Here is a 24,302-nt window from a genome sequence, read left to right as displayed (position 1 = left end):
GCATGGAAACCCTCGACTATCGATTCGACGGCAGCCGGCCGGTGCAGTTCCCGCACGATGCGGTGCTGGTGGGCGTACTGGCCTCGGGCAATCTGGAAATCCTGCTGGAACCGGCAGCACAGGACGGCGCGCTGACCGTGCGCGTCATCACCGCAGCGCAGGGCTTCGGCACGATCTGGCAGGCGGTGATCGCCGATTTCGCCCAGCGCCATCCGCTGAGTGACGTGCGGGTGTCGATCAATGACGCCGGCGCGACCCCTGCGGTGGTCAGCCTGCGCCTGGACCAGGCGGTGGAAACCCTGCTGGGCGGAGGCGCGCCATGATCCCGTTGCAACGCCACAGCTATTACGAAGCCGACGCACGCGGGCGCATCGCCGGCCTGGTCGATGCCGGTTCCTTCCACGAATTCCTGGGCCCCACCCAACGGGTGATGAGCCCGCACCTGGCCCAGCTCGACCAGCCGGCCGCCTTCGACGATGGCATCGTGGTGGGCGAAGCCACGCTGCAGGGCAAGCGCGTGCTGCTGGCCGCGCAGCAGGGCGAATTCATGGGCGGCGGCGTGGGCGAGGTGCACGGCGCCAAGCTGGCCGGACTGCTGCGGCGCGCAGCGCAGACCCGCCCGGACGGCGTGCTGTTGCTGCTCGACACCGGCGGCGTGCGCCTGCACGAAGCCAACGCCGGGCTGATCGCCATTTCCGAAATCATGCGCGCCACCCTGGACGCGCGCGCCGCCGGGGTACCGGTGATCGCATTGATCGGCAGTGGCAACGGCGCGTTCGGCGGCATGGGCATCGTCGCCCGCTGCTGCACGACGGTGATCATGTCCGAAGAAGGCCGGTTGTCGCTGTCCGGACCGGAAGTGATTGAAACCGTACGCGGCGTGGAAGAGTTCGACGCACGCGACCGCGCCCTGGTGTGGCGGGTGACCGGCGGCAAGCACCGTTACCTGATCGACCAGGCCCAGGTGCTGGTAGCCGATTCATTGCAGGCCTTCGCGCAGGCCGCCGTGGATGCGCTGCAGGCCGACACCATCAGCGCCGACACCGACACCGCGCTGGGCGCGCTGCAGGCACGCCAAGCCGCATTGAAGGCACGCGTGCAGGCCTGGGGCGAGTGCAACGACGGCCTGCAGGTCTGGGCCCTGCAGGGCATTGCCTTACCCGAGCGTCTGCCGCTGCTGGACACCGCCGACTTCCTTGCCGCCACCGCCCAGCGGAGACTGCCATGACCCCGCCGCTGAACACCCTGCTGGATGCCCTGTTCCCGCGCGGCCATGCCGTTGCCGTGCACGATTCGGTGCTTGCCGGCAGCGCCACCACCGACGATGGCGAGGTGACCGTGATCGGCACCACCGACCGCATCGAAGTGGGCGTTGACCACGCGCTGGCGCTGGCCGACACGGTGCTGGCCAGTACCGCCGCCCACCCGCAGCGGCCGATCGTGATGCTGGCCGATACCGCTGGCCAGCGCCTGGCCCGTCGCGATGAAATGCTGGGCATCAACGGCTACTTCGCCCATCTGGCGCAGACGCTGGACCTGGCACGCCGGCGCGGTGCGCGCCTGGTGACCCTGGTCTATGGCGAATCGGTCAGTGGCGGCTTCCTGTCCTTCGGCCTGATGGCCGATCACATCCATGCCCTGCCCGACGCGCAGGTGCGGGTGATGGACCTGCGCGCGATGGCACGGGTGACCAAGCAGCCGCTGGAAAAACTGCAGGCGCTCAGCCAGAGCTCGCCGGTGTTCGCACCGGGCGTGGGCAACTATGTGGCGATGGGCGCCGTCGAATCGCTGTGGGACGGTGACCTGGCCCAGCACCTGCTGCAGGCCCTGCGTACCCCTGCCGACGGCGACCGTCGCGCAGCGCTGGGTGCGCAGCGTGGCGGCCGTGCACTGGCCGCCGATGTATCCATTGCGGTGGCCCGCGGCGATGCCTGACCGGCCCGCCCGCCACACGCTGGTCTGGCTGTCGGCGCACGCCGATTGGCGGGCCGACGTGGCCGCGTGCGAACCGCGCCTGGCGGCGTGGTTCGCGCAGGGGCTGCCGGCGATGGTGGCGCGGCGTGCGGTGGACGATCCCGACCCGCGGCTGCGGCTGGGCGTGCCGCTGCCGCCCAGCGAGGGCAAGCAGCGGCTGGCGCTGCGGGTACCGCTGCAGGACGTGCAGCGCATGCAGGCACCGCCGGCGCTGGATGAACTTCTGGCCGCTGGCGTGCCCGCCGAGTGGAAGGACGCCCTGCTGGCGCTGGCAGAGATCGCGCCGGCACGCGTGTTTGGCGCCTTCGCCTGGCAGCACCTGAGCGGCCTGCCCTACGTGCACGCCGGCTCGGACATCGATCTGCTGTGGCAGGTGGATGTGAGCGCGCAGGCCGAGACCCTGGTCGATCACCTGCAGGCGTGGGAGCGTGCGCAGGGCCGCCGGGTGGATGGCGAACTGTGCCTGGCCGACGGCGGCGCGGTGAACTGGCGCGAGTACGCCGGTGGCAGCCGCCAGGTGCTGGTCAAGCGCCTGCACGGCGCCGCACTGGAACCGCGCGAGCGCCTGTTCGTTGCCGCCGGAGTGGCCGCATGAGCGCCTTGGCTCACGTGCTGCCACTTGCTGGGCGCGATGTCGACAGCGCGCGCCTGGGCCGCCTGGCCATCGCCAGCCTGCACGCCGAACTTGCGTGCGCGCCCAAGCCGGGCCTGGTGACCCCCTTCAGCACCGGCAGCCACGACGACATGGATGCCGGCACGTTCCTGCGCAGCCTGTTCGCGCTGCGCCACTACTTCACCGACATTGCCCGCGCGGGCGCGGACGATGCGCCGTTTGCACGCTTGCGCACGCTCGGCATCGGCGCGGAAGCGGCCATGCTGCATGCCACCGGCGGCATCAACACCCATCGCGGTGCCATCTTCAGCCTGGGCCTGCTGGTGGCCGCTGCGGCACGCTGCCACCGCCAGCACGGACACGCCGTGCCCGCTGCGCAGGTCTGCCTGGCGGTACAGCACTGGGCCAGCGATCTTGCCGCTGCGCCGCTGGATGCCGGCAGCCCCGGCCAGCGCGCGCGCCTGCGCCATGGCGTGCCGGGCGTTCGCGAACAGGCCGCCGCCGGTTACCCGCTGCTGCGCGAGCTGGCCGTGCCCACCCTGCGCCACGCCCTGCACGCGGGGCTGCCGCGCGATGCAGCGCTGTGCCAGACCCTGATGCAGCTGGTTGCACGCGTGGATGACCTGAACCTGCTACACCGCGGCGGTGCTGACGGCCTGGCGTGGGCGCAGCAGCAGGCACGCGGTTTTGTTGATGGCGGCGGTGCGTTCGCCGCTGGTTGGCAGGCACGCCTGCACCGCATCGGCGAGGGTTTCGTGGCGCGTCGCCTGAGCCCCGGTGGCAGTGCCGATCTGCTGGCCTGCAGCTGGTTCCTGCTGCAGCAGGAGGGCGCATGAGCCTGGCCCTGCTCTGCCCCGGACAAGGCGCGCAGCACGCGGCGATGTTTGATCGCGTGCGCGACCTGCCTGCCGCGGGTGACGTGCTGGATGCCGCGCAGGCGGTGCTGGGCCGCGATGTCGTTGCGGCCGCCGTCGATGAGGCACGCTTCGACAACGCACTGGCGCAGCCGCTGCTGTGTGCGGCCACGCTGGCGCACTGGCAGGGCCTGCGCGATGCGCTGCCGGCACCGCTGCTGGTGGCCGGCTACAGCATCGGCGAGCTGGCCGCGCATGCGGTAGCTGACAGCCTGGATGCCCGCGCCTGCCTGCAGCTGGCGGCCCGCCGCGCGCAGCTGATGGACGCTGCCAGCCCGGCCGACAGCGGCCTGCTGGCGGTGCTGGGCTTGCAGCGGCAAACGCTGCAGGCACTGTGCGATGCACACGCCGTGCACATCGCCATCGCCAACGGCGCCGATCACTTCGTCGTGGGCGGCACGCAGGCGCCACTGCACACTCTGGCCGCTGTCGCGCGCGCGCAGGGTGCAGAGGTGCGCGTGCTGCCGGTGCATGTGGCCGCGCATACGCCGCTGCTTGCAGCCGCTGTCGCACCGTTCGCCACGGCGCTGGAGGCGGCGGCGGTGCGCGCGCCAACGCTACCGGTGCTGGCCGGCATCGATGCGCGCCCGGTGCGCGATCGCGCGGCGGTGATCCACACCTTGTCGGCACAGCTGGCACAGACCATCGAATGGGCACAGCTGATGCGCCAGGCCTTCGAGCGTGGCGCGCGGGTATTCCTGCAGCTGGGCCCGGGCACCGCGCTGGCGCGCATGGTGGCCGCGTCCTACCCGTGCTGCCAGGTGCGCGCGGTGGAAGAGTTCCAGGGCCTGGACGGCGCAGCGGCATGGGTCCGCAACGCGCTGGACCGGCAGCAGTAACGGGTTCGAGCAGTACGTAGCACGCAGCATGCAGTACGACGCCTTACCCCGGGATGGCGGGTCTCCATCCGAGCTGTACCGCGAGTCACGTGTCTGGGAGGGCGCATGAGTCCACAAATCGCAACGATCATCGGCCTGGTGATCATGTTCATCGTCGCCACCGCCATGCCGATCAACATGGGCGCCGTGGCCTTCGCGCTGGCTTTCATCATCGGCGGTCTCTGGGTCGACATGGGCGGCAAGGAAGTGCTTGCCGGCTTCCCCGGCGACCTGTTCCTGACCCTGGTCGGCATCACCTACCTGTTCGCGATCGCGCAGAAGAACGGCACCATCGATCTACTGGTGCATTGGGCAGTGAAAGCGGTGCGCGGCCATATCGTGGCCATTCCGTGGGTGATGTTCGTCATCACCGCCGTGCTGACCGCCTTCGGTGCGCTGGGCCCGGCTGCGGTGGCGATCATTGGCCCGGTCGCACTGCGCTTTGCCAAGCAGTACAACATCAACCCGTTGATGATGGGCCTGCTGGTGATCCATGGCGCGCAGGCCGGCGGCTTTTCGCCCATCAGCGTGTACGGCAGCATCACCAACGGCGTGGTGCAGAAGGCCGGCCTGGAAGTGACCGAAATGGCGGTGTTCCTGACCAGCCTGGGCTTCAACTTCATGATGGCCATCATCTGCTTCGTGGCATTCGGCGGCATCGCCCTGCTGCGCCGCGGCTCGATCACGGCCACCGGCGGCGTGGGTACGGCGGAACTGGCGATGGCCGGTGGACCGCAGGCCTCGTCGCGGCAGTTCGCCATTGAAGGCCATGGCGCACTGGTGGCCGCCGGCGGTGGCACGCTGTCCAACGATCCGGTGGCGCTGGAAGCCGTGGGCTTCACCCGCGAACGCCTGTTCACCCTGATCGGCCTGCTGGGCCTGGGCGTGGCCGCGCTGATCTACAACCTCAACGTCGGCCTGGTGTCGATCACCGTGGCCGTGGCGCTGGCGCTGCTGTCGCCGCAGAGCCAGAAGGGCGCGGTCGATGGCATCAGCTGGTCCACCGTGCTGCTGATCTGCGGCGTGGTGACCTACATCGGCGTGCTGGAACATGCCGGCGCGGTGGACTTCATCGGCCATGGGGTTTCCAGCATCGGCATTCCGCTGCTGGGCGCGCTGCTGGTCTGCTACGTGGGCGGCATCGTGTCGGCCTTCGCTTCGTCGGCCGCGGTGCTGGGCGCGACCATTCCGCTGGCGGTGCCATTCCTGATGCAGGGCCATCTGGGTGCGGCGGGCGTGATCTGCGCGCTGGCAGTGTCGTCCACCATCGTCGATGTCAGCCCGTTCTCGACCAACGGCGCACTGGTGGTGGCCTCGGCCGCGAAGGAAGAACGCGAAACCCTGTTCCGCCGCTTCCTGGTCTATAGCGGCCTGGTGGTGGTGTTTGGCCCACTGCTGGCCTGGCTGGTGTTCGTGGTGCCGGGCTGGATGTGAGTAAGTGCGTGGGGCGCCGGACCGTTCCGGCGCCCTCCTGCCGGATGGGTTCGGCGGGATGGGTTCGACGGGTAGAGTCGACCGTTGGTCGACTGCTCCTCGCATTGATGCCGGAGAACCCTGCGCTTCGCGCGATAGTCGACTGACAGTCGACTCTACCCCGTCGGTTTTGCCCGTCGGTTTCCGGGTCGGTCGTATCGCGTTACAGGTTCCACGCAGGGAGGCAGTACACTTTCCACCATGGCCATCGCTCCTGCTCCGCGTTCACCGAAGAAGCGCGCACCTCTGTATGAAGAGGTGGCCGAACATGTGCGCGAGCGCATCTACGATTACCGTCTGCCGCCCGGTGAGTGGATCGACGAGCCCGCGCTGTGCGAGGAACTGGGGATCAGCCGCACGCCGCTGCGCGAGGCGCTGAAGCTGCTGGCCGCCGAAGGTCTGGTGCAGATCGATGCCGGCCGTGGCGCGCGGGTCACCCGGCTGACCCTGGAAGACCTGAACCAGTTGTTCCCGGTGATGGCGATGCTGGAAGGCCGCTGCGCGCATGAGGCGGTGAAGCACATCGACGATGCCGGCGTGCAGCACCTGGAAGCGCTGCATGCGGCGATGGAAGCAGCAGCCGCCGAAGGCAACATTGCCGAGTACTACCGCAACAACTACCTGATCCACGAAACCGTGCAGCACTACGCCGGCAACCCGTGGCTGATCCGCATCACCCACGATCTGCACCGCATCCTGAAGATGCACCGCGGGCGCCAGTTGCTGGCCCCCGGCCGCACCGCGCAGTCGCTGGCCGAACACCGTGAGCTGATGGAATGCTTCCGCCGCCGCGATGCGGCCGCGGCCGAGCGCACCATGGAACGCCACCTGCTGAGCCAGGGCCAGGCACTGGCCGCCTACGTGGCCAGCGGCGGGCTGCTGAACGTGCCCGCCCCGTTGCCGACCGAAGGCGGCGGCTGAGCGGGGCGGTTGCGCCGCCGGGCATGGCCCGGCGCTACCACGGGCCGCTGAACCCGCCCCGCCCCGCCGATGGCGGCTGACGGCGGCTGACCGCTGTTCTGTGGCCGCCACGACAAACGACGGCTGACCGCAGCTTGGTAGAGTCGAGCTTGCTCGACTGCTGTTGCGTGAAGCAGTCGAGCAAGCTCGACTCTACGAACGGCAGAAGCAGTCGAGCATGGCTCGACTCTACAAAATGTCTGCACCTCAATCGCTGCAGCTGCCACCGCTGTCACTGCTGCAGTCCGATCCGCCATGGCTGTGGCTGCTGTGGCTGTCACTGGAATAGCTGCCCGAGGAATCGTAGCTGCCACCGCCACTGCCATCGGCCCGGCTGCTGGACCCGTCGGCCGTGGCCGCGGCCATGCACAGGATCGCCCCCACCAACGGCAGCAGCCAGACCAGCAGCAGCTGCACCGCCCGCCCACCCGCCGACACGTCGTCGCGCCGCACCACCACATACGTGGCGACCAGGTTCAGGCCCAGCACCAGGGCGATGAGGACCAGGGTCACCACCAGCATGGCGTGCCTCCGCAGCAGCGAACCGGCGCGGTCATGGCGCCACCATCAATGACTGGATCTGCGCGCGCTCATCCAGCGGCCGCTGGAAACCCATCGGATAGACCGGTGCATGGCGCTCGCCCTTGAGCAGAAACAGGCTTTCGCTACCCAGCGTGGCCTCGCGGATATGGCCCAAGGTGTAGTGCCACATCGTCCACAGCGGCACCCGGATCGTCGCCGGCACCTTGCCCTCCCGCGGGCGCAGCACTTCCTGCACCTGCAGGACCAGGCGGATCTCGTTGTCCGAGCCTGGCCCGGTGCGCGCTTCCGGATTGGTCAACGGCCGTCCCTTGCCATCGACCATCTCCACGGCGACCACCTTGGCGCGGACGATCTGGTCGGCTTCCGCCACCATTTCCGTCAGCGGCTTCGGCTCCACCGAGGTGGCCAGGGCCGGCGCGACGGCGCCCAGGCACAGCAGCCCAGCCAGCAGGATCGCGGGGGATTTCATGGCGGTACTCCGTCCCTGGATGCCCGCTGACGATAGCACCGCCGCGCCGGTTCGCCCTGCCTGTCATGAAGATGGGACAATGTGGGGCGCGCCGGCCCGGCCCCGTGGGTCCGCCGGCCCCCTTGCACCACACGGAAGAAGAAGAACAACAACATGCTGAAAGTCATTTTCGATACCGACCCGGGCGTGGATGACGCCCTGGCCCTGCTGTACCTGCACAAGCACCCCCAGATCGACCTGGTGGGCGTGACCACCACCTTCGGCAACGCCTCGGTGGAATCGACCACCCACAACGCGCTGTACCTGAAGCAGGCCTGGGGCTTTGCCGCCCCGGTCGCGCGTGGCGCGGGCGGCCCGCTGCAGCCCGAGGCCACCCCCGAGGCCTGGCCGGTGCACATCCACGGCCACAACGGGCTGGGCAACCACCCGGTGCCCGCCACGCTGGACGTGGCCGCCGATGCGCGCCCGGCGCACCAGCTGATCATCGACCTGGTGCGCGCGCACCCGGGCGAAGTGACCCTGGTGGCCGTGGGCCGCATGACCAACCTGGCCCTGGCCCTGCAGCAGGCACCGGATATCGCCGGCCTGGTGCGCGGCGTGGTGCTGATGGGCGGCGCCTTCCACGTGAACGGCAACATCACCCCGGCAGCCGAAGCCAATATCTGGGGCGACGCCGAAGCGGCCGATATCGTGTTCACCGCCCAGTGGCCGGTGACCGCCATCGGCCTGGATGTCACCACCCGCGTGGAAATGGACCGCGATGGCCTGGACCAGCTGGCCGCCATCGGCGGTGCCGATGCCGAACTGGTGCGCGCGTTGTCGCAGGATTACGTGGACTTCTACCTGCAGGCCGGGCACAAGGGCATGGTGGTGCACGACTGTTGCGCCTGCATCGCGCTGACCCGCCCGGAGCTGTTCCAGTTCGAACGCGCAAGCGTGCGCGTGGCCACCGACGGCGTGGCGCGGGGCATGACCATTCCCAAGCCGGAAGGCCTGGCCTTCGGCCCCAGCGTGTGGGATGGCCACGTGCTGCAGTCGATCGCCATCGGCGTGGATGCGGCGGCCGTACTGGACGATATCGCGCAGACCCTGAAGGTCTGATCGCCTAGCGTCTGGCCCTGCCCGGGGTTGTCTCGGGCAGGGTCCACAGCACCGGCAGCACCAGCACGGCCACCAGCGCGATCATCGCGCCCGGCGCCGCCGCCCAGCCGCTGCGTTCCACCCACCACTGCGCCAACCACGGTGTCGCCCCGCCGAACACCGCCGTGGCCATGGTCACCCCCAACGCCAGCCCGCTCACCCGGCCCTCGCCGGGAAACTGCTCGGCCGTGGCCGGTGCGGCCACCGCGCTCACGCCGCCGGCCACGCAGGCCAGCACCACCGCCGCCAGCGCAATGCCCAGCGGCGAGGCCTGCGCCATCGCGCCGAACATCGACAGCGGCAGCAGCGCCGCCAGCGCGGTGAGTACCAGCAGCAGCGGACGCCGCCCGAAACGATCGGACAGCGCACCGCACAGCGGCGTGATCGCAATCACGGCCACCGCCGCAACCGTGGACAACCACAGCGCATCGCCCTCATCGTGGCCCTGCGCATGCAGGAACGCCGGCACATAGGTGATGCCCACGTAGTAGGTGATCGACCCGAGCGCGGAAATCGCGAACGTACGCGCCACTGCGCCAGGATGGTGGCGCAGCACGTGCCGCAGCGGCGTGGCCGGAATGCTGCCCTCGCGCCGCTGCCGCTCGAATTCGGGGGACTCGTGCATGCCCGAGCGTGCAATCAGGATCACCAGCGCCAGCGCGGCGCCGACGAAGAACGGAATGCGCCAGCCCCAGCCATCCAGCTGTGCCGGCGTGAGCAGCGCCACCGTCACCGCGGAAATCGCCACCGCCAGCAGCGCGCCGACCTCACTGGCGGCCGACGCCAACGAGGTGACCAGGCCGCGCCGGCGTGCCGGTGCGCTTTCCAGCAGATAGGCCACCACGCCGGTGTATTCGCCGCCCACCGAGAACGCCATCACGCAGCGCAGGAGCAGCAACAGCACGCCAGCCGTAGCGCCTGCGGTGGCGGCCGTGGGCAGCAATGCGGTGGCCAGCATCGCCGCGGCCATCAATGCCATCGAGGCCAGCAGCATCCAGCGCCGGCCAAGACGATCGCCCAGGTGGCCGAAGCACAAGGCGCCCAGCGGACGCATCAGATAGGAGACCGCGAAGCCGGCCAGGGTGACCAGCATGGCCTGATCACCGCCACCGAAAAACACCCGTGACAGCACGGTGGCGAAGTACAGGTACAGGGTGAAGTCGTACCACTCCACCACGGTGGACAGGCCCGCCCCCCACATCGAACGCTGCCGCGCCGCCGTCATCTCATTCATGGCGGCAGGGTGTCACGCGCGCAGTGACGGCGCGGTGCACCGGGGTCGGATCCCGTTTCCGCAGGAAACGGGCTCTGACCCCACGCGGGCGATTGTGGGGTCAGAGCCCTTTGCCATGGCAAAGGGATCTGACCCCTGCTCTTCACCCCGGCAGCTGCAGCAGCGCCTGCAGGCCGCCACCGTCGCGGTTGCGCAGCTGCAGCGAACCGCCCAGCGACTGCGCCAGCTGCACAGCGATGGCCAACCCCAGCCCGGTGCCGCCGGTATCGCGGTTGCGCGACTGTTCCAGGCGATGGAACGGCGCCAGTACCGCCTGCAGCTCGGCCTCGGGAATGCCGGGGCCGCGGTCGGACACGGCGATCCACACCTTGCCCGCCGCATCGCGCCCCGCCTCGATCTCGGCGCTGCCGGCATAGCGCACTGCGTTGTCGACCAGGTTGCCGACCACCCGCCGCAGCGGCTGCGGCCAGGTCTGCACGGTCAGGCCCGCGGGCGCGCCACCCGTAACCGGCTTGCCCATGTCTTCATAGTCGCCCACCACACTGGCCAGGAACGCGCCCAGATCCATCGCCACCGGCGCGCCGCTGGCCACATGGCTGCTGCGTGCATAGGCCACGCCTTCGCGCACCAGTTGCCCCAGGTGGTCCAGGTCATCCAGCAGGCGCTGCTGGGTGGCATCTTCCGGCAGTGTTTCCACGCGCAGCTTCATGCGCGTGATCGGCGTCTGCAGATCGTGCGAGATGGCCGCCAGAATCTGCAGGCGCTCGCTGACATGGCCACGGATGCGTGCCTGCAGGCCATTGAGCGCCGCGGCCGCGGCGCCGACTTCGGCCGGCCCATCCTCTGCCAGCGGCGCGGCATCACTGCCCGGCTGCAGTTGTTCAACCGCCTGCGACAGACGCGCCAGCGGCTTCATGGCCAGGCGCACCGCCAACCACGCGCACGCCAGCAACAGGGCCAGCTGCAGCAGCAGCACCGCCGGCAGCCAGCGCGCCAGCGGCAGCCCCGAAGGGGTTACTTCGATGGTCAACGGCGTGCCGTCGTGCAGCTTCAGCTCCACTTCGAAGCGCTCCGGCAGGCGCGCAACCTGGCGCGCCTGCAGCGGATAGCGATGTTCCAAGCTGTCATCGATGATCGCGGTGACCTGGCGCGCACGCTCGGTTTCCAGCGCCGGTCCCGCTGCCGCCGGGCGCAGCAGGTAGCGATACGTGCGCCGCTCCAACCGCGGTACCCAGGCCGCGCGCTCACGGGCCGGCAGGTGCTCCAGCAGGGCCACGCTCACCGCCACGTCTTCGTCCAGGTTGCGCAGCATCATGCTGCGGGTGGCCTGGTAGCGCTCGAAGAACAACAGGCCGAAGGACAGCGCGTGCGCCAGGGTCAGCCCGCCCAGCAACAACAGCAGCAGGCGCGCGGACAACGTGCGCGGCCACGGCAGGTGGCGCGCGACGGCCTTCATTCCTGCGGCCCCAGCAACTGCACCGGTACGCTGAACACATAGCCTTCGCTGCGCACCGTCTTGATGTAGGTCGGCTCGCGCGCATCATCGCCCAGGCGCTGGCGCACGCGGCTGACCAGCAGGTCGATGGAACGGTCGAACAGTTCGGCATCGCGGCCCTGGGTGAGGCTGAGCAGCTGGTCGCGGCTGAGCACGCGGTTGGCATGGTCCAGGAACACGCGCAGCAGGCGGAATTCGGCACCACTGAGCGGATAGGCGGTGTCCTGCGCATCGAGCAGGTGGCGCGCCGTGGTATCCAGCCGCCATTCGCCGAACGCCAACTGGCGCCCCGCTTCACTCACCTGCAGGTTCGGCGGCAGCATCTGCGTGCGGCGGATAACCGCATTGATGCGTGCCAGCAGTTCGCGCGAGGAGAACGGCTTGGTCACGTAATCATCGGCGCCCATTTCCAGGCCAATGATGCGATCGGTTTCATCATCGCGCGCGGTCAGCAGCACCACCGGCACCGCACGATGCTTGCCCGCACGCAGGTTGCGGCACAGGCTCAGGCCGTCCTCGCCGGGCATCATCACGTCCAGCACCACCAGGTCCACCGCGTGGGTATCCATCAGCGCACGCATGGCCCGGCCGCCGTCGGCCTGGCTGACGCGCAAGCCGTTGCGCTGCAGGTAGTCGGCCAGCATCTGGCGGATGTCGCTGTCATCGTCGACGACAAGAATGTGCGGTACGTGGTTCATGGCGTTCTCGATGAAGACAGGGAAAGGCCGCGCGGCGCGGCCATGGTAGCGCGGCTCAGGGGCTGGCCAGCAGGCGCTGGATCTCGCTTTCGGTACGTGCGTAGTCGCCTTCGCCGTAGTGCCGATAGACCACCCGGCCCTGCCGGTCGACCAGGTACAGCGCCGGCCAGAAGCGGTTGCTCCATGCATTCCAGATCCGGTACTGGTTGTCCTGCACCACCGGCCAGGTGATATCCAGGCGACGGATCGCGTGGCGCACGTTGCCCTGCAGTCCCTCATAGGCGAACTCGGGCGTGTGCACGCCCACCACGCGCAGGCCCTGCGGTGCGTAGCGTGCGTGCCACTGGTGCACGTAAGGCGCCACGTTCAGGCAGTTGCTGCAGGCATAGGTCCAGAACTCGACCAGCACCACCTGCCCGCGCAACTGCTCCAGGCGCAGCGGCGGACTGTTATGCCAGGGTCCGCCGCCGTCGAAACCGGCCGCGGCAACGGGCTCGGCCGGTTGCGCGTCCGCGGCGGGGCTGGGCCAGACCAGCAGCAGTGCCGCGCCACCGATCAGGGCCAGCAGCAACGGCAGGGCGTAGGTGCGCAGCGTGGCCATCGCTCAGCCCCCCTGCTCGGCCAGCGGCAGCTCGGCCGGCTTCACCCCGGCCGCTTCCAGGATGGTGTCGGCCACCTGGGCCGGGTGCGAGAGCAGCGACACGTGGCTGCTGCCGACCGACTGCAGCTGTGCACCGATGCGCTTTGCGGTGGCGGCCTGCAGCTGCGGCGACAGCATGCGGTCGTCACGACTGAGCACGTACCAGCTCGGCTTGCCACGCCAGGCGGCGGCGGTGACGGCTTCGCCAAGGGCGCTGGCCTTCAGCGGCACCTGGGTGCTGTACAGCAGCGCTGCGGTCTTCTTCATCACGTCCGGCGCGAAGTCCTGGGCGATGGCATCGGCCGGCAGGCTCAGGTAGCCATCGCGGTCCTGCAGACGGGTCAGGCCCGGGCCCACCGGGAACCCCTCGCCCTGCTGTGCCGACGATTGGCCGACATCGGGTGCGAAGGCGGCCACGTAGACCAGCGCCTGCACCTTGGGATCGTTGCCCGCTTCGGTGATGACCGTACCGCCCCAGCTGTGGCCGACCAGCACCACCTTGCCGGGCGCCGCGGCGATCGCACGACGGGTGGCCGCGACATCGTCGGACAGCGACGTGAGCGGGTTCTGCACCGCCACTGCCGGTACCTTCCAATCGTGCAGCGTGCTGATGACCTTGTTCCAGCTGGAGCCATCGGCGAAGGCGCCGTGCACCAGGATGACGGTGGGCGGCGCGCCAGCATCGGCCTGCGCGGCGAAGGCGGGGGTGGCGGCGCCGGCCAGGGCCAGGGCGGCGGCAAGCAGGGTGGTGCGGATCATGGGAGCACTCCAGGGTTGGGAGTGGCCATTTCCGCCTGCAGGTGTATCGGCGCTGTTTCGCTGCGGGGCCGAGTTGTACCGGACTGTAGGGCGGTGGCGGGTTCCTACAGTGGGATACATTCGGCCGCCGGGCATCCTCGCGCGTACGTGCGGGGAACCTTTACCACCCGGTAGCGCCGGGCCGCGCCCGGCGAACACGCGACCCGGCGTCTTTGTATCGGACTGTACGAAACCCCTGCCCCAGCCACAGTGGCTGACAAAACCCTGGGCAACGGCACACGTTGCCGATACCTGCGTGGCTCGAAATGGCCTCCATCGACCACTGGCCCGCAGGACACTTCCATGATCAGCACCGCCGCTTCGCGCTATACCCCCCGCCTGGATGCCGTTGGCCGCTGGCTCTCGCCGCTGGCCCTGCGTGCACTGCTGGCCTGGGAATTCTTCGAATCCGGCCGCGAGAAGCTGGGCGGGCAGAACTGGTTCGCCGATCTGGACGGGCGCTTCCCGTTCCCGTTCTCCACCCTGCCGGCATCGCTGAACTGGCAGTTGGCCACTTGGCTGGAGCTGGTCGGTGCGGTGCTGTTGCTGCTGGGCCTGGCCACGCGTTCGGTGGCCTACATCTTCTGGGTGCTGACCATCGTCGCCATTGCCGCCGTGCATTGGCCCGACCAGTGGAACGGCCTGGGCGAACTCTGGCAGGGCTATGCGATCACCGACCAGGGCTACGGCAACTTCAAGCTGCCGCTGCTGTTCCTGGCCATGTTGCTGCCGCTGATCCTCAACGGCGGCGGCGCACTCAGCCTGGATCAGCTGCTGGCCGGCCGACAGCGCGCCACGGTTGGCGATGACGGCCTGGGCTGGGGCGTCAGCCTGATCGCCCTGCTGCTGCCCGTCGCTGCGCTGCTGCCCGGCATCGGTTTCGGCGGCGCCGCGCTCGGCGGGGCCCTGCTGCTGGCCTACGCGCTGCGCCGTCGCCGCAGCGCCTGATCCAGCGCACTCACTGCGCATCCCTTTCGCTTTCCGTCGCGCCATGCGGCGTCCATCCCGCACGCCCTGCGTGCAATCCCAAGGAGTCACCACCATGTCCGTCTCGACCAAGAACACCTCTGCTTCCCGACTGCCGCGCATCGGCGCCATTGGCATCGCCCTGGCCGGTGGCCTGCTGCTGGCCGGCCAGGCCGCTGCGATCCAACCGTTGGCGATCAGCGCGGTATCCATGAGCGCCGCCGCCGAAGGCAAGTGCGGTGAGGGCAAGTGCGGCGCCAACAAGGCCAGTACCAGCAAGCCTGCCGGCAAGGCCAAGGTGGCCGAAGGCCAGTGCGGTGAAGGCAAGTGTGGCGATGCCTCGTTTGCCCGCACCGACCGTGACCACGACGGCCGCGTGTCGCGGGCCGAGTTCAACGCCGTGGCCGGTGAGCGCGCCGCCGAGTTCGATCGCATCGACACCAACCACGACGGCTACATCAGCGAACAGGAAGCGCACGACTACCTGCGCAGCGTCTACACCGCCCACGGCAAGCCGATGCCGAAGGGTCTGTTCTCGCGCGTCAACGACTGATTGCCCCCCACCCGGCGCCGCCGCAACGGCGGCGCCCTTGCCCTGGAGTAAGCGCATGCACACGCCCCTGCCCCCTGCCAGCGCTGGTCTTGGCCTGCGCCGCGGCCTGATCGATGAACTGCTGGCCATGCCGGCCGATGCCATCGATTTCCTGGAAGTTTCGCCGGACAACTGGATTGGCGTGGGCGGCGCCCACGGTGCTGCGCTACGCCAGTTGAGCGAGCGCCATCGCCTGACCTGCCATGGCCTGTCGTTGTCGCTGGGCGGGCCGGACCCGCTGGACCAGACACTGCTGGCGCAGACCCGCGCCTTCCTCGATCTGCACCAGGTGCAGCTGTACAGCGAACACCTGAGCTACTGCGCCGCCGGCGGCCATGTTTACGACCTGCTGCCGCTGCCCTTCACTGCCGAAGCGGTACACCACGTCGCCGGTCGCATCGCCCAGGTGCAGGACATGCTGGGGCGGCGCATCGCGGTGGAAAACATTTCCTACTACGCCGTGCCTGGCGCGGACATGAGCGAGATCGACTTCATCAATGCCGTGCTGGACGAAGCCGACTGTGACCTGCTGCTGGACGTGAACAACGTTTTCGTCAACGCCTGCAACAACGGCTACGACGCCTTCGATTTCCTCGCCCGTGTACCGGCCCACCGCGTGGCGTCGCTGCATGTAGCTGGGCACTTCGACGAAGACGACGGCTTCAAGATCGACACCCATGGCGCGCCGGTGAAAGGCGTGGTGTGGGCGCTGCTGCGCGAGGCGTATGCGCGTGTTGGCGTGCGCCCCACCCTGCTGGAACGCGATTTCAATTTTCCGCCGCTGGCCGAGCTGCTGGCCGAGGTGGAACAGATCCGCCAGGCCCAGGTCGATGTGCTGCAGCCCGAGGTGGCCCATGGCTGATGCACTGGCCACCCTGCAGCAGCGTTGGGCCGGGCATGTGCGTGACCCGTCGATGCCGGCACCGGCGGGCATCGACACGCGGCGGCTGGCGGTCTATCGCCGCCTGTGCATCGACAGCCTGGACAGCCTGCTGGCCGGCAGCCTGCCACGGCTGCAGCAGCACCTGGGCGCGCCACGCTGGCGCGGCATGGTCGAGCATTACTACGCCCGCCATGCCTGCCATACCCCGTTGTTCCCGCAGATTGCCGGCGAATTCGCCGCCTGGCTGGCGGTGCAGGACACGCTGGCACTGCCGGCATGGGCCGCAGAACTTGCGCACTACGAAAGCACGCAGCAGGCGCTGCATATCGAGGCACGCGATCCCGGGCAGGCGCTCGAGCGGAGCGCAACGGGTACGCACGTGCTTGCACTGTCCACACACGTGCGTGTGCTGGGCTACCAGTGGCCGGTGCACCAGGACGAGGTGCTGACCACGCAGCCCGAGGCGGCGCCGACTTTGCTGTTGCTGCATCGCCACGCCGGTTTCAGCCTGCACACGCAGGTGCTGGCACCGCTGGCCTACGCCCTGCTGACCGCATTGGGCAATGACGGTGCGCGCGTGGATGAGGCACTGCAGACGCTGGCCGATGCGCACGATGTCGACCCTGGCGAACTGCAGGCCGCCACCGCACCGCTGCTCGCCCACCTGTGCGCGGCCGGCGTGCTGGTCGCCGCGCGCAGCGCCTGAACCCTGCGGCCACCGGCCGCCCTTCCCTTCTTCCTTCATCGAGGTCTGACCATGGCTGCTTCAACCCCTTCCTTCCTGCACGGCTGGCGTCTGTTCGTGGCCATCGCCGTGGTGCTGATCGCCTTCGCAATGGCCGCATTCGCTCTGCAACCCGACGTGGTGGAGGGCAGCCGCGCGGCCATCCGGGTGACCGCACGCACCTCGTTCGTGCTGTTCCTGGCCGCGTTCACCGCGTCATCGTTCGCCAGTCTGCTGCCCGGGCCAACCACCCACTTCCTGCTGCGCGAACGCCGCATCATCGGCCTGTCGTTCGCGTTCTCGCACCTGCTGCATGCCGTGGCGATCACCACGTTCGGCATTCTGAACCCGGCGTTCTGGCCGGCACGCTCGGCCCTCGCCAACCTGCCCGGCACGGTGGGCTACGTGGCGATCCTGGCACTGGCGATCACCTCGCAGCGCGGCATCGCCCGGCGCATGGGGCCCACGGCATGGCGACGCCTGCACACCACCGGCATGTGGATCATCGCCGCGGTGTTCACCTATTCGTACTTCAAGCGCGTACCGGCCAACTTCTGGTACGCCGTGCCGTCGGCGCTGCTGTTCACTGCCTTCGTGGTGCGCGCCATCGCCAAGCGTGGGCAGTCACTGAAGCGCAGTGCGCGTACGCGCCCGTTGCGGGCGGCGTGACGGACTGGGGGTCAGAGCCCTTTGCCGGTGGCAAAGGGATCTGACCCCTCGCGATAGGCCTTGTACGCCGCGACGATCACCTGCAGGCGCGCCTGCTGGTTCACCCCCATCGGCACCCGCTGCACGCGCTTGTACAGGGTGTTCCACATGTAACCGGAGCGGAAGAAGTACGGACGCACTTCCAGGAACGTCAGCACACCATCGACGATGTTGGGATCGTGCGCGGCCAACTGCTGCAGGGCGTGTGCATAGCCACCGGGAAACGCCAGCTCCGCATACCGTTGGTGGAACTGCGCACAGGCCTCGGCATGGCGCTGCTTCTCTTCCGGCCCACGCCAGCGCAGCGCCGCCGTCTCGTGGATGAGTCGCTGCAGCCGGTTGATTTCATCGGCGTTGCCGCGGATCAGTCGTTCCAGCGGGGCGCGGGGGTGGGCCATGGTTGCGGTGGTGTGCGGGTCCTTGGGGTCAGAGCCCTTGGCGTTGCCAAGGGATCCGACCCCGGGTTGGCTGGCGGTGGGTCAGAGCCCTTGGCCTTTGGCCAAGGGGTCCGACCCCGGGCGCAGGGTGATCAGGGTGATCTCCGAGGGTACGCCGATGCGCGCGGGGAAGCCCGCCCACAGGCCGGCGCCGTTGCTGACGTACAGGGTCATGTCATTGACCGCGTAGCGGCCGGACACGTAACCACCATTGGCGCGCTTCACCAGCTGGTCCATGCCGATGATCTGGCCGCCATGGGTGTGCCCGGACAACTGCAATTGCACGCCGCGCTCGGCCGCTTCGCGCGCATTGCGCGGGCGGTGGTCCAGCAGGATCACCGGCGCGGCCGGGTCGGCACCGGCCAGGGCGGCGTCCAGATCGGGAAGCGGCAGGCCGTAGCGGGCCGCGACCGGATCGGTGACACCAGCGATGGTGATCGCCGCATCGCCACGACGCACCTGGGTATGGCTGTTTTCCAGCACCTGCATGTGCAGCGCGCGGAACGCCTGCATCCATTCGCGGTACTGCGCGTAGTACTCGTGGTTGCCGGTGATGGCGATCACCCCGTCGGGGGCCTGCAGTTCACCCAGCGGCTGGAAATCATGGCGACGCGCGGCCACGGTGCCATCGATCAGGTCGCCGGTGATCACGATCAGGTCCGGCTTCAGCGCATTGCTTTCAGCCACGACCCGGCGCACCCAGTCGCCGGTCAGCAGGCGGCTGGCGTGGATGTCGGTGAGTTGCAGTACGCGGTAGCCGTCGAACGCCGCCGGCAGCCCGGCGATGTTCACTTCGATCTGCCGTACCTGCGGTACCGCCATGCCCTGGCTGACACCGTAACCACTGAGCAGCAGGGCCAGGCCGGCCGCCAGCGGCCGCAGCATGCGGGCGCGCAGCGCTGTCACCACGCGCGGCCAGCGCAGCAGGCGCGACAGCAGCAGGCCCGCATCCATCACCAGCAGGGCCAACGCCAGCAGCAGCACGGCGGTGGAACCGGTGGCCAGCACGGCGATGGCCAGCTTGGGAATTTCCGGCGAGGCCATCGTGCCCCAGAAGGTGGCAACAATGCGCAGCTGCACCGCCAACGCCACCAGCAGCAGCGACAACAGCGCCTTGGCCCAGAGCGGCAGCCGCAGCGGCCAGAACAGGCGCCAGGCCACGTACAGGCCCATCAACAATCCAACAGTACTCAGCACAACGTGAATCCAGAACGTGGGGCGGCCATGGTGACCGACCAAGGTTGCAAAAGGTAGGAGAAATTTCCGCGCGTTACGACGCCAGACGCTGCACGCGCAGGCGGGCGATGCGGCGGGTTTCCATGGCCAGCACGGTGATGCGGAAACCGGCCACGTCCACGCTGTCGCCCACGTCGGGCAGGCGCCCCAGCTGGTCCAGCACCAGGCCGGAAATGGTCATGTAGTCGGCGCTGCGCGGCAGGGCCACGCCAGTCATCCGCTGCAGATCATCCAGGGTCAGCGCGCCATCGGCCTCCCATTCGTCATCGCCCTGTGCCACCACGCCGTAGCGCTCGTCCTGGGTGTCGGCAAGGTCACCGGCAATGGCCGCCAGCAGGTCATTGGCGGTCACCAGGCCTTCCACGCTGCCGTACTCGTCCACCGCCACCGCCAGCGGCACCGGGTGCTGGCGGATCAGTTCCAGCGCCTGCAAGGCACTGGCGCTGGACAGCACGTACTGCGGCGCGCGCAGGTTGGCCTCCAGCTGCAAGGGACGGCCCTGCAGCAGGTCGGCCAGCAGGTCGCGGCTCTGCACCACGCCCCGCAGGCTGTCCAGGTCGCCCTCGCCCACCAGCAGTCGTGTATGCGGCGATGCCACCAGGCGCGCCACCACATCCTCATGGCCACGGGCCAGGTCGATCCACTGCACATCGGCACGTACGGTCATCACGCTGGACACCGGCCGATCGGCCAGGCCCAGCACGCTGCGGATCATCTCGTGCTCGGCCGGCTGCAGGCGCTCCTCATCTGCATGTTCTTCCTCGCCGTGGCCATCGTCGTGGCCGTTGGCCGGGCGTGCCCCCAGCATGCGCAGCACGGCGTCGGCGGTACGCTGGCGGAACGGCTGGCGGCGCTCGTTGCGCTCACGGTTGAAGCGCACCCACTGGTTGAAGGCTTCCACCAGGATCGAGAACGCGATGGCTGCGTACAGATAGCCCTTCGGAATCTTGTAACCCAGGCCTTCGGCCACCAGGCTGAAGCCGATCATCAGCAGGAAGCCCAGGCACAGCACCACCACGGTCGGGTGCTTGTTGACGAAGCGGGTGAGCGGCTTGCTGGCCAGCAGCATCAGCGCCATGGCGATGGTCACCGCGGCGTACATCACACCCAGGTTGTCGACCATGCCGACGGCGGTGATCACCGAATCCAGCGAGAACACCGCATCGAGCACCACGATCTGCGCCACCACCATGGCGAAACTGGCGTAGACCTTCTTGCCATCGTCGTGGTGCTGGCGGCCTTCCAGCCGCTCGTGCAGTTCCATGGTGCCCTTGAACAGCAGGAACAGGCCACCGCCCAGCAGGATCAGGTCACGGCCGGAGAAGCTGTGCTCGAACAGCACCAGCAGTGGCTCGGTCAGCTTCATGATCCACGACAGTGCCGCCAGCAGCACCAGACGCATCAGCAGGGCCAGGGCCAGGCCGATCACCCGTGCGCGGTCGCGCTGGTGCGGGGGCAGCTTGTCGGCCAGGATCGCGATGAACACCAGGTTGTCGATGCCCAGCACGATTTCCAGCACGATCAGGGTTGCAAGGCCCATCCAGATCGAGGGGTCAGCCAACCATTCCATTTCAGTTCCGTTTGTTCAGTAGTAGGGGAAGAAACATCAGCGCTCAGTCGTCCTGCTGGGCCTGGCTGGGGTCGTGCCCCAGCAGGTCACCCGGCGTGCACTGCAGCTCGCGGCAGATCGCATCCAGGGTGGAAAAGCGGATGGCGCGGGCCTTGCCGGTCTTCAGGATGGACAGGTTGGCCAGGGTGATGTCGATGCGCCCGGCCAGCTCGGACAGGGTCATGCCGCGCGCCTGCAGCATGCGGTCCAGGGTGATGATGATCGCCATCAGTGCGCGCCCATCAGATCACGCTGTCCAGGTCATCGCGCATGGCCGCACCCACGGCGAACACGCGCGCCAGCACGAACAGCATCAGCACCGCCAGCAGGCCGGTGATGGACATGCCACCGCCCACTTCCATCCAGGCGAAATCCGGCCCCATCCAGCTGGCGTAGATGCCGATGATGATCGACAGGGTTTCCATGGCCAGCATCAACCAGGCCATGCGGTGCAGGCGCAGCGCGTTGGCGTGGTTGAACGGGCGCTCACGCGCGGCCGAACGCAGCAGCCGCGCCAGGTGCCGCAGGAACACCAGGCACAGCACCAGCAGCGCCACGATGGTGCCCAGGCCCAGGCAGAAATGCAGGAACAGGTCGTTGCCATGCAGCGCGGCCGCCGTGGCGTCGTGCACGGTATCCATCAGCCAGCGGAGGTCGTAGGCGACCAGCGGCACCGCCAGCAGCGCGGCCAGGATGCCCAGCCAGCACATCGCCCGCACCGCCTGCACGGCGGTCTGGGCCAGGGTGAACACACCGCGCGCAGGTCGGGCGCGGGCAGAACGAGCGGTCAAGCAGCCTCCGGCATGGGGCAGATCACCTGCCCGGTGGATTTATCGATAAACGATATACCACATCCGGGCCAGGGTGGCTGAACCGCTACTTGGCGACCGCTGGCGGCGTTGTGTCCTGGCGCATGGCCTCGCCCGGCGTGGCCGAGGCCATGGCCTGCACGCCGGCTTCGGCCGCCTGCCGGGTGACCAGGCGGAAGCGCACCCGCAATGCGCTTTCCCCGGGCGTGGCCCAGCCGTACTGGATCGCCACCTGGTCGGCCGACAGCGGCCCGCGGCCGGGCAGCGAGCGCACCTGCAGCGGCTTCGGCGCGGCCTGCATCAGCCGTGCGAAGCCCTTCTGCACCACCGCCGGTTCGGCCTTCTCCGCATACACCGTGCAGGTGCCATCGTCGGCCCAGCTGACCGCGTAGCGGCCACTGGCCAGCGGCACCATCCAGGCCACCCCGCCCTGCCCCTGCAGCAGCGTGGCGGCCTCGGCCGGCGGCAGCGGGCTCAGGCCGTTGGCATCCATCAGCGCCTGCAGCCGGGCCGGCGCACCGATGTGCTGCATGCAGGCCGTGTCGAACAGTTCGCTGAAGGGGTCCTGGGTGGCCGCCGCCTCCTTCGGCGCGCGCGCCGGCTGCGCCGCGGCCAGCGCGGGCAACAACAGACCCGCCATCAACCAGGGCACCGGGCGCATCGCAACTCCATCATGGGAAAACTGCGGGGAGGATGGCAAAAGCCGGGGGCGCAGTGCAATGCCGGCACCGGCTTGACACCGCCGCGGCCGCGCAGGATCATCAATTAACGAATTAGTTAATTAACGCCCTATGGACCGCATCTTCGAAGCCCTCGCCTCCGGCCCCCGCCGGCAGATCCTGGCCTACCTCAGTGCCGGCGAACTGAGCGCGGGCGAGCTGGCCGAGCGCTTCGATTTCAGCAAGCCGGCGCTGTCCAGCCACCTGCGCATCCTGGAAGACGCCGGCCTGATCGAACGCGAGAAGCGCGGGCAGTTCGTGTACTTCAGCCAGGTGCCCGAGCGCCTGGCCAACACCCTGTTTTCCTGGGCGGCCGAAGTGTGTCCGGTCGGTGGCCCGCTGAAGCGCGAAGCCCGCGCACGCCGCAAGTCCCCTGCCCGCTGATAGGAGCACGACGATGCCTGGTTCGACCCGCAACAGCCGCTCGTTTCCAGGTGTCCAATTGCCCGCCCAGGACGGCGCCGGCCCGGTCGAGGTGATGCTGATCGCCCAGCTCGGCATCGGTGCCGGCGATGCGCTGGTGAACGACGCCGGGCAACGCCAGCGCCACCATCCGGCCTTCATCGATGCGCTGGATGAACCGTCGGCGCGGCTGGGCGGCATGCACCTGCAGCATGGCGATGCGTCATCGCTGTACAGCTTCGTGGTGGGTGCCGGCGGCCACCCGTTCCACCGCCATGCCGGCCCGCGCATGTTCACCGCCATTGCCGGCAGCGCTGGCGCGGAGCTGCGCTTTGCCACCGCCAGCGATGCGCAGATCGCCGCCGATCCGGCCAGCTTCCAGCGCAGCCTGCGGCGCATCCGCATTCCACCCGATTGCCTGTTCACCGTGCGCTTCGGTGGCGGCACCTGGCACCAGTTCGCGTCCAGCCACCGGGCACACCCGGCACTGTTCGCGCTGTCGTGCCACAGCAATGAACTGGCCGGCGCGATGAGCGATGCCACCCGCGCCCAGGTGCAGGCCAACCAGGCCGACATCCCCAGCCTGACCGACGTATTGCCGCAGGCGTGCTGGCCCAGCGCCGCGACACTGGCCAGCGCGCCCCTGCTGCAGTTGTCCCTGCAGGCCGCGCCGCCCAGCGTGTGCGCGCGGCTGTGCGCGCAGACCCGTGCGCTGCTGGGGCCGATGCGCCGGGTCAACCTGCGCCCGCTGCGGGGGTTCGTCGAACGCAGCACACCGCGCTATCCGGTGCAGCATGCCGCGCCGGCAACGCAGGGCATGCTGTACCGCGCCCTGCCCCACAGCGATTACCACGACCTGACCGTGCTGCAGCTGCGCCCCGAACAATGTGCGGGACGCTCGGCATCGACCCTGCTGGCCGATGTACTGGACGGCTTCCTGCGCAATCCTCCGGGCGGCGTGGGCCGGTTGATGGCCCTGCGCAATCGGCTGGTGGCGCCGCTGCGCCTGCGTACCTCGCCGCTGGGTTGCCCGGTGTCGTCGCTGTTGTCCGCCGATCGCAGCCGACTCTTCGCCGGCCGCTTCCCGGTGCTGGATGCAACGGTGGATGCGCAGGACCGCAGCGCCGAAGTGCTGCTGGGTGCGGATGATCGCCACCTGCGTTTCCGCAGCAGCGTGCGCGTGCAGCTGGCCGACGATGGCAGCGTGCAGGTCAGCCTGGGCTCGCGCGTGCAGACCTGCAATCGGTTCGGCCGCCTGTACATGGCGCTGATCGACAGCGTGCACCGCCACTACATCGCGCCGGCCCTGCTGCGCCGTGCAGTGGAACATGCGCTGGCGCCGGAGCTGGCGGACTGGGTGGATGGGGGCGCGCCGGTGGCGGGCTGAG

General features: G+C 69.0%; 29 protein-coding genes. 16 read left to right on the top strand and 13 right to left on the bottom strand.

The window, feature by feature from the left end:
- Positions 1-2: 2 nt before the first annotated feature.
- From mdcC to C1931_RS05645, 8 genes are all read left to right on the top strand, one after another.
- Complete coding sequence (gene mdcC / locus C1931_RS05680) at positions 3-323, top strand: malonate decarboxylase acyl carrier protein (protein ID WP_108755663.1); 321 nt, start codon at positions 3-5, stop codon at positions 321-323.
- A complete protein-coding gene (locus C1931_RS05675; RefSeq protein ID WP_108755662.1) occupies positions 320-1,228 on the top strand; it encodes a biotin-independent malonate decarboxylase subunit beta in 909 nt (302 codons plus the stop codon). The genes mdcC and C1931_RS05675 overlap by 4 nt, the downstream gene beginning before the upstream one ends.
- Positions 1,225-1,935, top strand: coding sequence for a biotin-independent malonate decarboxylase subunit gamma (gene mdcE / locus C1931_RS05670; protein WP_108755661.1), 711 nt, complete (start codon positions 1,225-1,227; stop codon positions 1,933-1,935). The genes C1931_RS05675 and mdcE overlap by 4 nt, the downstream gene beginning before the upstream one ends.
- Positions 1,928-2,569: a malonate decarboxylase holo-[acyl-carrier-protein] synthase gene (mdcG, locus tag C1931_RS05665; RefSeq protein ID WP_108755660.1), complete on the top strand. Its 642-nt coding sequence runs from the start codon at positions 1,928-1,930 to the stop codon at positions 2,567-2,569. Before mdcE ends, mdcG begins: the two co-directional genes overlap by 8 nt.
- Positions 2,566-3,423 carry a triphosphoribosyl-dephospho-CoA synthase MdcB gene (mdcB, locus tag C1931_RS05660; protein WP_108755659.1) on the top strand — a complete coding sequence of 286 codons (858 nt, stop codon included), beginning with the start codon at positions 2,566-2,568 and terminating at the stop codon, positions 3,421-3,423. The genes mdcG and mdcB overlap by 4 nt, the downstream gene beginning before the upstream one ends.
- Complete coding sequence (gene mdcH / locus C1931_RS05655; RefSeq protein ID WP_108755658.1) at positions 3,420-4,340, top strand: malonate decarboxylase subunit epsilon; 921 nt, start codon at positions 3,420-3,422, stop codon at positions 4,338-4,340. Before mdcB ends, mdcH begins: the two co-directional genes overlap by 4 nt.
- A 105-nt stretch (positions 4,341-4,445) precedes the next feature.
- Entirely contained in the window at positions 4,446-5,813 is a 1,368-nt protein-coding gene (locus tag C1931_RS05650; protein ID WP_108752453.1) for an SLC13 family permease, read from the top strand.
- Between the two features lie 240 nt (positions 5,814-6,053).
- On the top strand, positions 6,054-6,773 hold the full coding sequence (locus tag C1931_RS05645) for a GntR family transcriptional regulator (RefSeq protein WP_108755657.1): 720 nt from the start codon (positions 6,054-6,056) through the stop codon (positions 6,771-6,773).
- A 246-nt stretch (positions 6,774-7,019) separates the two neighbouring features.
- Here the strand turns inward: C1931_RS05645 and C1931_RS05640 are convergent, their stop codons facing one another.
- Positions 7,020-7,334, bottom strand: coding sequence for a hypothetical protein (locus tag C1931_RS05640; protein ID WP_108755656.1), 315 nt, complete (start codon positions 7,332-7,334; stop codon positions 7,020-7,022).
- Positions 7,335-7,365: 31 nt separating this feature from the next.
- Positions 7,366-7,824 carry a hypothetical protein gene (locus tag C1931_RS05635; RefSeq protein WP_108755655.1) on the bottom strand — a complete coding sequence of 153 codons (459 nt, stop codon included), beginning with the start codon at positions 7,822-7,824 and terminating at the stop codon, positions 7,366-7,368.
- A gap of 153 nt (positions 7,825-7,977) precedes the next feature.
- On the opposite strand from C1931_RS05635, the gene C1931_RS05630 reads away from it, so the two are divergent.
- Positions 7,978-8,925 (top strand): nucleoside hydrolase, encoded by a 948-nt coding sequence (locus tag C1931_RS05630; RefSeq protein ID WP_108752449.1) that lies wholly within the window; start codon positions 7,978-7,980, stop codon positions 8,923-8,925.
- 4 nt (positions 8,926-8,929) lie between these two features.
- Here the strand turns inward: C1931_RS05630 and C1931_RS05625 are convergent, their stop codons facing one another.
- The 5 genes from C1931_RS05625 to C1931_RS05605 all read right to left on the bottom strand — a co-directional run bounded on the left by C1931_RS05625 (position 8,930) and on the right by C1931_RS05605 (position 13,790).
- On the bottom strand, positions 8,930-10,189 hold the full coding sequence (locus C1931_RS05625; RefSeq protein ID WP_108755654.1) for an MFS transporter: 1,260 nt from the start codon (positions 10,187-10,189) through the stop codon (positions 8,930-8,932).
- Positions 10,190-10,340: 151 nt separating this feature from the next.
- The gene (locus tag C1931_RS05620) at positions 10,341-11,654 is read right to left on the bottom strand and encodes a HAMP domain-containing sensor histidine kinase (protein WP_108755653.1); all 1,314 of its coding nucleotides are present in this window, start codon (positions 11,652-11,654) and stop codon (positions 10,341-10,343) included.
- The gene (locus tag C1931_RS05615) at positions 11,651-12,391 is read right to left on the bottom strand and encodes a response regulator (protein ID WP_108748893.1); all 741 of its coding nucleotides are present in this window, start codon (positions 12,389-12,391) and stop codon (positions 11,651-11,653) included. The genes C1931_RS05620 and C1931_RS05615 overlap by 4 nt, the downstream gene beginning before the upstream one ends.
- 55 nt (positions 12,392-12,446) lie before the next feature.
- Positions 12,447-12,992 (bottom strand): redoxin family protein, encoded by a 546-nt coding sequence (locus C1931_RS05610; protein ID WP_108755652.1) that lies wholly within the window; start codon positions 12,990-12,992, stop codon positions 12,447-12,449.
- A gap of 3 nt (positions 12,993-12,995) precedes the next feature.
- A complete protein-coding gene (locus tag C1931_RS05605; RefSeq protein ID WP_108755651.1) occupies positions 12,996-13,790 on the bottom strand; it encodes an alpha/beta hydrolase in 795 nt (264 codons plus the stop codon).
- A gap of 342 nt (positions 13,791-14,132) precedes the next feature.
- On the opposite strand from C1931_RS05605, the gene C1931_RS05600 reads away from it, so the two are divergent.
- The 5 genes from C1931_RS05600 to C1931_RS05580 all read left to right on the top strand — a co-directional run bounded on the left by C1931_RS05600 (position 14,133) and on the right by C1931_RS05580 (position 17,663).
- Positions 14,133-14,777, top strand: coding sequence for a DoxX family protein (locus tag C1931_RS05600; RefSeq protein WP_108748890.1), 645 nt, complete (start codon positions 14,133-14,135; stop codon positions 14,775-14,777).
- Between the two features lie 94 nt (positions 14,778-14,871).
- Complete coding sequence (locus tag C1931_RS05595) at positions 14,872-15,348, top strand: EF-hand domain-containing protein (protein WP_108755650.1); 477 nt, start codon at positions 14,872-14,874, stop codon at positions 15,346-15,348.
- Positions 15,349-15,403: 55 nt separating this feature from the next.
- Positions 15,404-16,249 carry a DUF692 domain-containing protein gene (locus C1931_RS05590; RefSeq protein ID WP_108755649.1) on the top strand — a complete coding sequence of 282 codons (846 nt, stop codon included), beginning with the start codon at positions 15,404-15,406 and terminating at the stop codon, positions 16,247-16,249.
- A complete protein-coding gene (locus C1931_RS05585) occupies positions 16,242-16,976 on the top strand; it encodes a putative DNA-binding domain-containing protein (RefSeq protein WP_108755648.1) in 735 nt (244 codons plus the stop codon). The genes C1931_RS05590 and C1931_RS05585 overlap by 8 nt, the downstream gene beginning before the upstream one ends.
- Before the next feature lie 51 nt (positions 16,977-17,027).
- The gene (locus tag C1931_RS05580; RefSeq protein ID WP_108755647.1) at positions 17,028-17,663 is read left to right on the top strand and encodes a ferric reductase-like transmembrane domain-containing protein; all 636 of its coding nucleotides are present in this window, start codon (positions 17,028-17,030) and stop codon (positions 17,661-17,663) included.
- An 11-nt stretch (positions 17,664-17,674) separates the two neighbouring features.
- On the opposite strand, the gene C1931_RS05575 is transcribed toward C1931_RS05580, so the two are convergent.
- The 6 genes from C1931_RS05575 to C1931_RS05550 form a co-directional block, all read right to left on the bottom strand.
- Positions 17,675-18,100 carry a hypothetical protein gene (locus tag C1931_RS05575; RefSeq protein WP_108755646.1) on the bottom strand — a complete coding sequence of 142 codons (426 nt, stop codon included), beginning with the start codon at positions 18,098-18,100 and terminating at the stop codon, positions 17,675-17,677.
- An 81-nt stretch (positions 18,101-18,181) separates the two neighbouring features.
- A complete protein-coding gene (locus C1931_RS05570; RefSeq protein WP_108757665.1) occupies positions 18,182-19,345 on the bottom strand; it encodes a metallophosphoesterase in 1,164 nt (387 codons plus the stop codon).
- A 64-nt stretch (positions 19,346-19,409) separates the two neighbouring features.
- Positions 19,410-20,945 carry a TerC family protein gene (locus C1931_RS05565; RefSeq protein WP_108755645.1) on the bottom strand — a complete coding sequence of 512 codons (1,536 nt, stop codon included), beginning with the start codon at positions 20,943-20,945 and terminating at the stop codon, positions 19,410-19,412.
- A 43-nt stretch (positions 20,946-20,988) separates the two neighbouring features.
- A complete protein-coding gene (locus tag C1931_RS05560; RefSeq protein WP_108748883.1) occupies positions 20,989-21,213 on the bottom strand; it encodes a helix-turn-helix transcriptional regulator in 225 nt (74 codons plus the stop codon).
- A gap of 13 nt (positions 21,214-21,226) precedes the next feature.
- Positions 21,227-21,694 (bottom strand): DUF2975 domain-containing protein, encoded by a 468-nt coding sequence (locus C1931_RS05555; protein WP_108757664.1) that lies wholly within the window; start codon positions 21,692-21,694, stop codon positions 21,227-21,229.
- Between the two features lie 166 nt (positions 21,695-21,860).
- On the bottom strand, positions 21,861-22,454 hold the full coding sequence (locus C1931_RS05550) for a hypothetical protein (protein WP_108755644.1): 594 nt from the start codon (positions 22,452-22,454) through the stop codon (positions 21,861-21,863).
- Positions 22,455-22,584: 130 nt separating this feature from the next.
- On the opposite strand from C1931_RS05550, the gene C1931_RS05545 reads away from it, so the two are divergent.
- The gene (locus C1931_RS05545; RefSeq protein ID WP_108755643.1) at positions 22,585-22,896 is read left to right on the top strand and encodes a metalloregulator ArsR/SmtB family transcription factor; all 312 of its coding nucleotides are present in this window, start codon (positions 22,585-22,587) and stop codon (positions 22,894-22,896) included.
- Between the two features lie 13 nt (positions 22,897-22,909).
- Positions 22,910-24,301 (top strand): DUF2867 domain-containing protein, encoded by a 1,392-nt coding sequence (locus C1931_RS05540; RefSeq protein ID WP_108755642.1) that lies wholly within the window; start codon positions 22,910-22,912, stop codon positions 24,299-24,301.
- Position 24,302 lies beyond the last annotated feature (1 nt).

The sequence above is a fragment of the Stenotrophomonas sp. YAU14A_MKIMI4_1 genome (assembly GCF_003086855.1).
GTDB lineage: Bacteria > Pseudomonadota > Gammaproteobacteria > Xanthomonadales > Xanthomonadaceae > Stenotrophomonas.
This window is presented reverse-complemented; position numbering and strand designations above follow the sequence as displayed.

What these genes read in the sequence shown, in the direction of transcription:
- C1931_RS05630 (WP_108752449.1), top strand. Translation starts at nt 7,978, where the DNA reads ATGCTGAAAGTCATTTTCGATACCGACCCGGGCGTGGATGACGCCCTG.
- C1931_RS05615 (WP_108748893.1), bottom strand. Translation starts at nt 12,391, where the DNA reads ATGAACCACGTACCGCACATTCTTGTCGTCGACGATGACAGCGACATC.
- mdcH (WP_108755658.1), top strand. Translation starts at nt 3,420, where the DNA reads ATGAGCCTGGCCCTGCTCTGCCCCGGACAAGGCGCGCAGCACGCGGCG.
- C1931_RS05650 (WP_108752453.1), top strand. Translation starts at nt 4,446, where the DNA reads ATGAGTCCACAAATCGCAACGATCATCGGCCTGGTGATCATGTTCATC.
- C1931_RS05620 (WP_108755653.1), bottom strand. Translation starts at nt 11,654, where the DNA reads ATGAAGGCCGTCGCGCGCCACCTGCCGTGGCCGCGCACGTTGTCCGCG.
- C1931_RS05595 (WP_108755650.1), top strand. Translation starts at nt 14,872, where the DNA reads ATGTCCGTCTCGACCAAGAACACCTCTGCTTCCCGACTGCCGCGCATC.
- C1931_RS05590 (WP_108755649.1), top strand. Translation starts at nt 15,404, where the DNA reads ATGCACACGCCCCTGCCCCCTGCCAGCGCTGGTCTTGGCCTGCGCCGC.
- C1931_RS05540 (WP_108755642.1), top strand. Translation starts at nt 22,910, where the DNA reads ATGCCTGGTTCGACCCGCAACAGCCGCTCGTTTCCAGGTGTCCAATTG.
- mdcC (WP_108755663.1), top strand. Translation starts at nt 3, where the DNA reads ATGGAAACCCTCGACTATCGATTCGACGGCAGCCGGCCGGTGCAGTTC.
- C1931_RS05675 (WP_108755662.1), top strand. Translation starts at nt 320, where the DNA reads ATGATCCCGTTGCAACGCCACAGCTATTACGAAGCCGACGCACGCGGG.
- C1931_RS05555 (WP_108757664.1), bottom strand. Translation starts at nt 21,694, where the DNA reads ATGTGCTGGCTGGGCATCCTGGCCGCGCTGCTGGCGGTGCCGCTGGTC.
- C1931_RS05640 (WP_108755656.1), bottom strand. Translation starts at nt 7,334, where the DNA reads ATGCTGGTGGTGACCCTGGTCCTCATCGCCCTGGTGCTGGGCCTGAAC.
- C1931_RS05575 (WP_108755646.1), bottom strand. Translation starts at nt 18,100, where the DNA reads ATGGCCCACCCCCGCGCCCCGCTGGAACGACTGATCCGCGGCAACGCC.
- C1931_RS05645 (WP_108755657.1), top strand. Translation starts at nt 6,054, where the DNA reads ATGGCCATCGCTCCTGCTCCGCGTTCACCGAAGAAGCGCGCACCTCTG.
- C1931_RS05580 (WP_108755647.1), top strand. Translation starts at nt 17,028, where the DNA reads ATGGCTGCTTCAACCCCTTCCTTCCTGCACGGCTGGCGTCTGTTCGTG.
- C1931_RS05565 (WP_108755645.1), bottom strand. Translation starts at nt 20,945, where the DNA reads ATGGAATGGTTGGCTGACCCCTCGATCTGGATGGGCCTTGCAACCCTG.
- mdcE (WP_108755661.1), top strand. Translation starts at nt 1,225, where the DNA reads ATGACCCCGCCGCTGAACACCCTGCTGGATGCCCTGTTCCCGCGCGGC.
- C1931_RS05625 (WP_108755654.1), bottom strand. Translation starts at nt 10,189, where the DNA reads ATGACGGCGGCGCGGCAGCGTTCGATGTGGGGGGCGGGCCTGTCCACC.
- mdcB (WP_108755659.1), top strand. Translation starts at nt 2,566, where the DNA reads ATGAGCGCCTTGGCTCACGTGCTGCCACTTGCTGGGCGCGATGTCGAC.
- C1931_RS05550 (WP_108755644.1), bottom strand. Translation starts at nt 22,454, where the DNA reads ATGCGCCCGGTGCCCTGGTTGATGGCGGGTCTGTTGTTGCCCGCGCTG.
- C1931_RS05610 (WP_108755652.1), bottom strand. Translation starts at nt 12,992, where the DNA reads ATGGCCACGCTGCGCACCTACGCCCTGCCGTTGCTGCTGGCCCTGATC.
- C1931_RS05600 (WP_108748890.1), top strand. Translation starts at nt 14,133, where the DNA reads ATGATCAGCACCGCCGCTTCGCGCTATACCCCCCGCCTGGATGCCGTT.
- mdcG (WP_108755660.1), top strand. Translation starts at nt 1,928, where the DNA reads ATGCCTGACCGGCCCGCCCGCCACACGCTGGTCTGGCTGTCGGCGCAC.
- C1931_RS05585 (WP_108755648.1), top strand. Translation starts at nt 16,242, where the DNA reads ATGGCTGATGCACTGGCCACCCTGCAGCAGCGTTGGGCCGGGCATGTG.
- C1931_RS05605 (WP_108755651.1), bottom strand. Translation starts at nt 13,790, where the DNA reads ATGATCCGCACCACCCTGCTTGCCGCCGCCCTGGCCCTGGCCGGCGCC.
- C1931_RS05635 (WP_108755655.1), bottom strand. Translation starts at nt 7,824, where the DNA reads ATGAAATCCCCCGCGATCCTGCTGGCTGGGCTGCTGTGCCTGGGCGCC.
- C1931_RS05560 (WP_108748883.1), bottom strand. Translation starts at nt 21,213, where the DNA reads ATGGCGATCATCATCACCCTGGACCGCATGCTGCAGGCGCGCGGCATG.
- C1931_RS05545 (WP_108755643.1), top strand. Translation starts at nt 22,585, where the DNA reads ATGGACCGCATCTTCGAAGCCCTCGCCTCCGGCCCCCGCCGGCAGATC.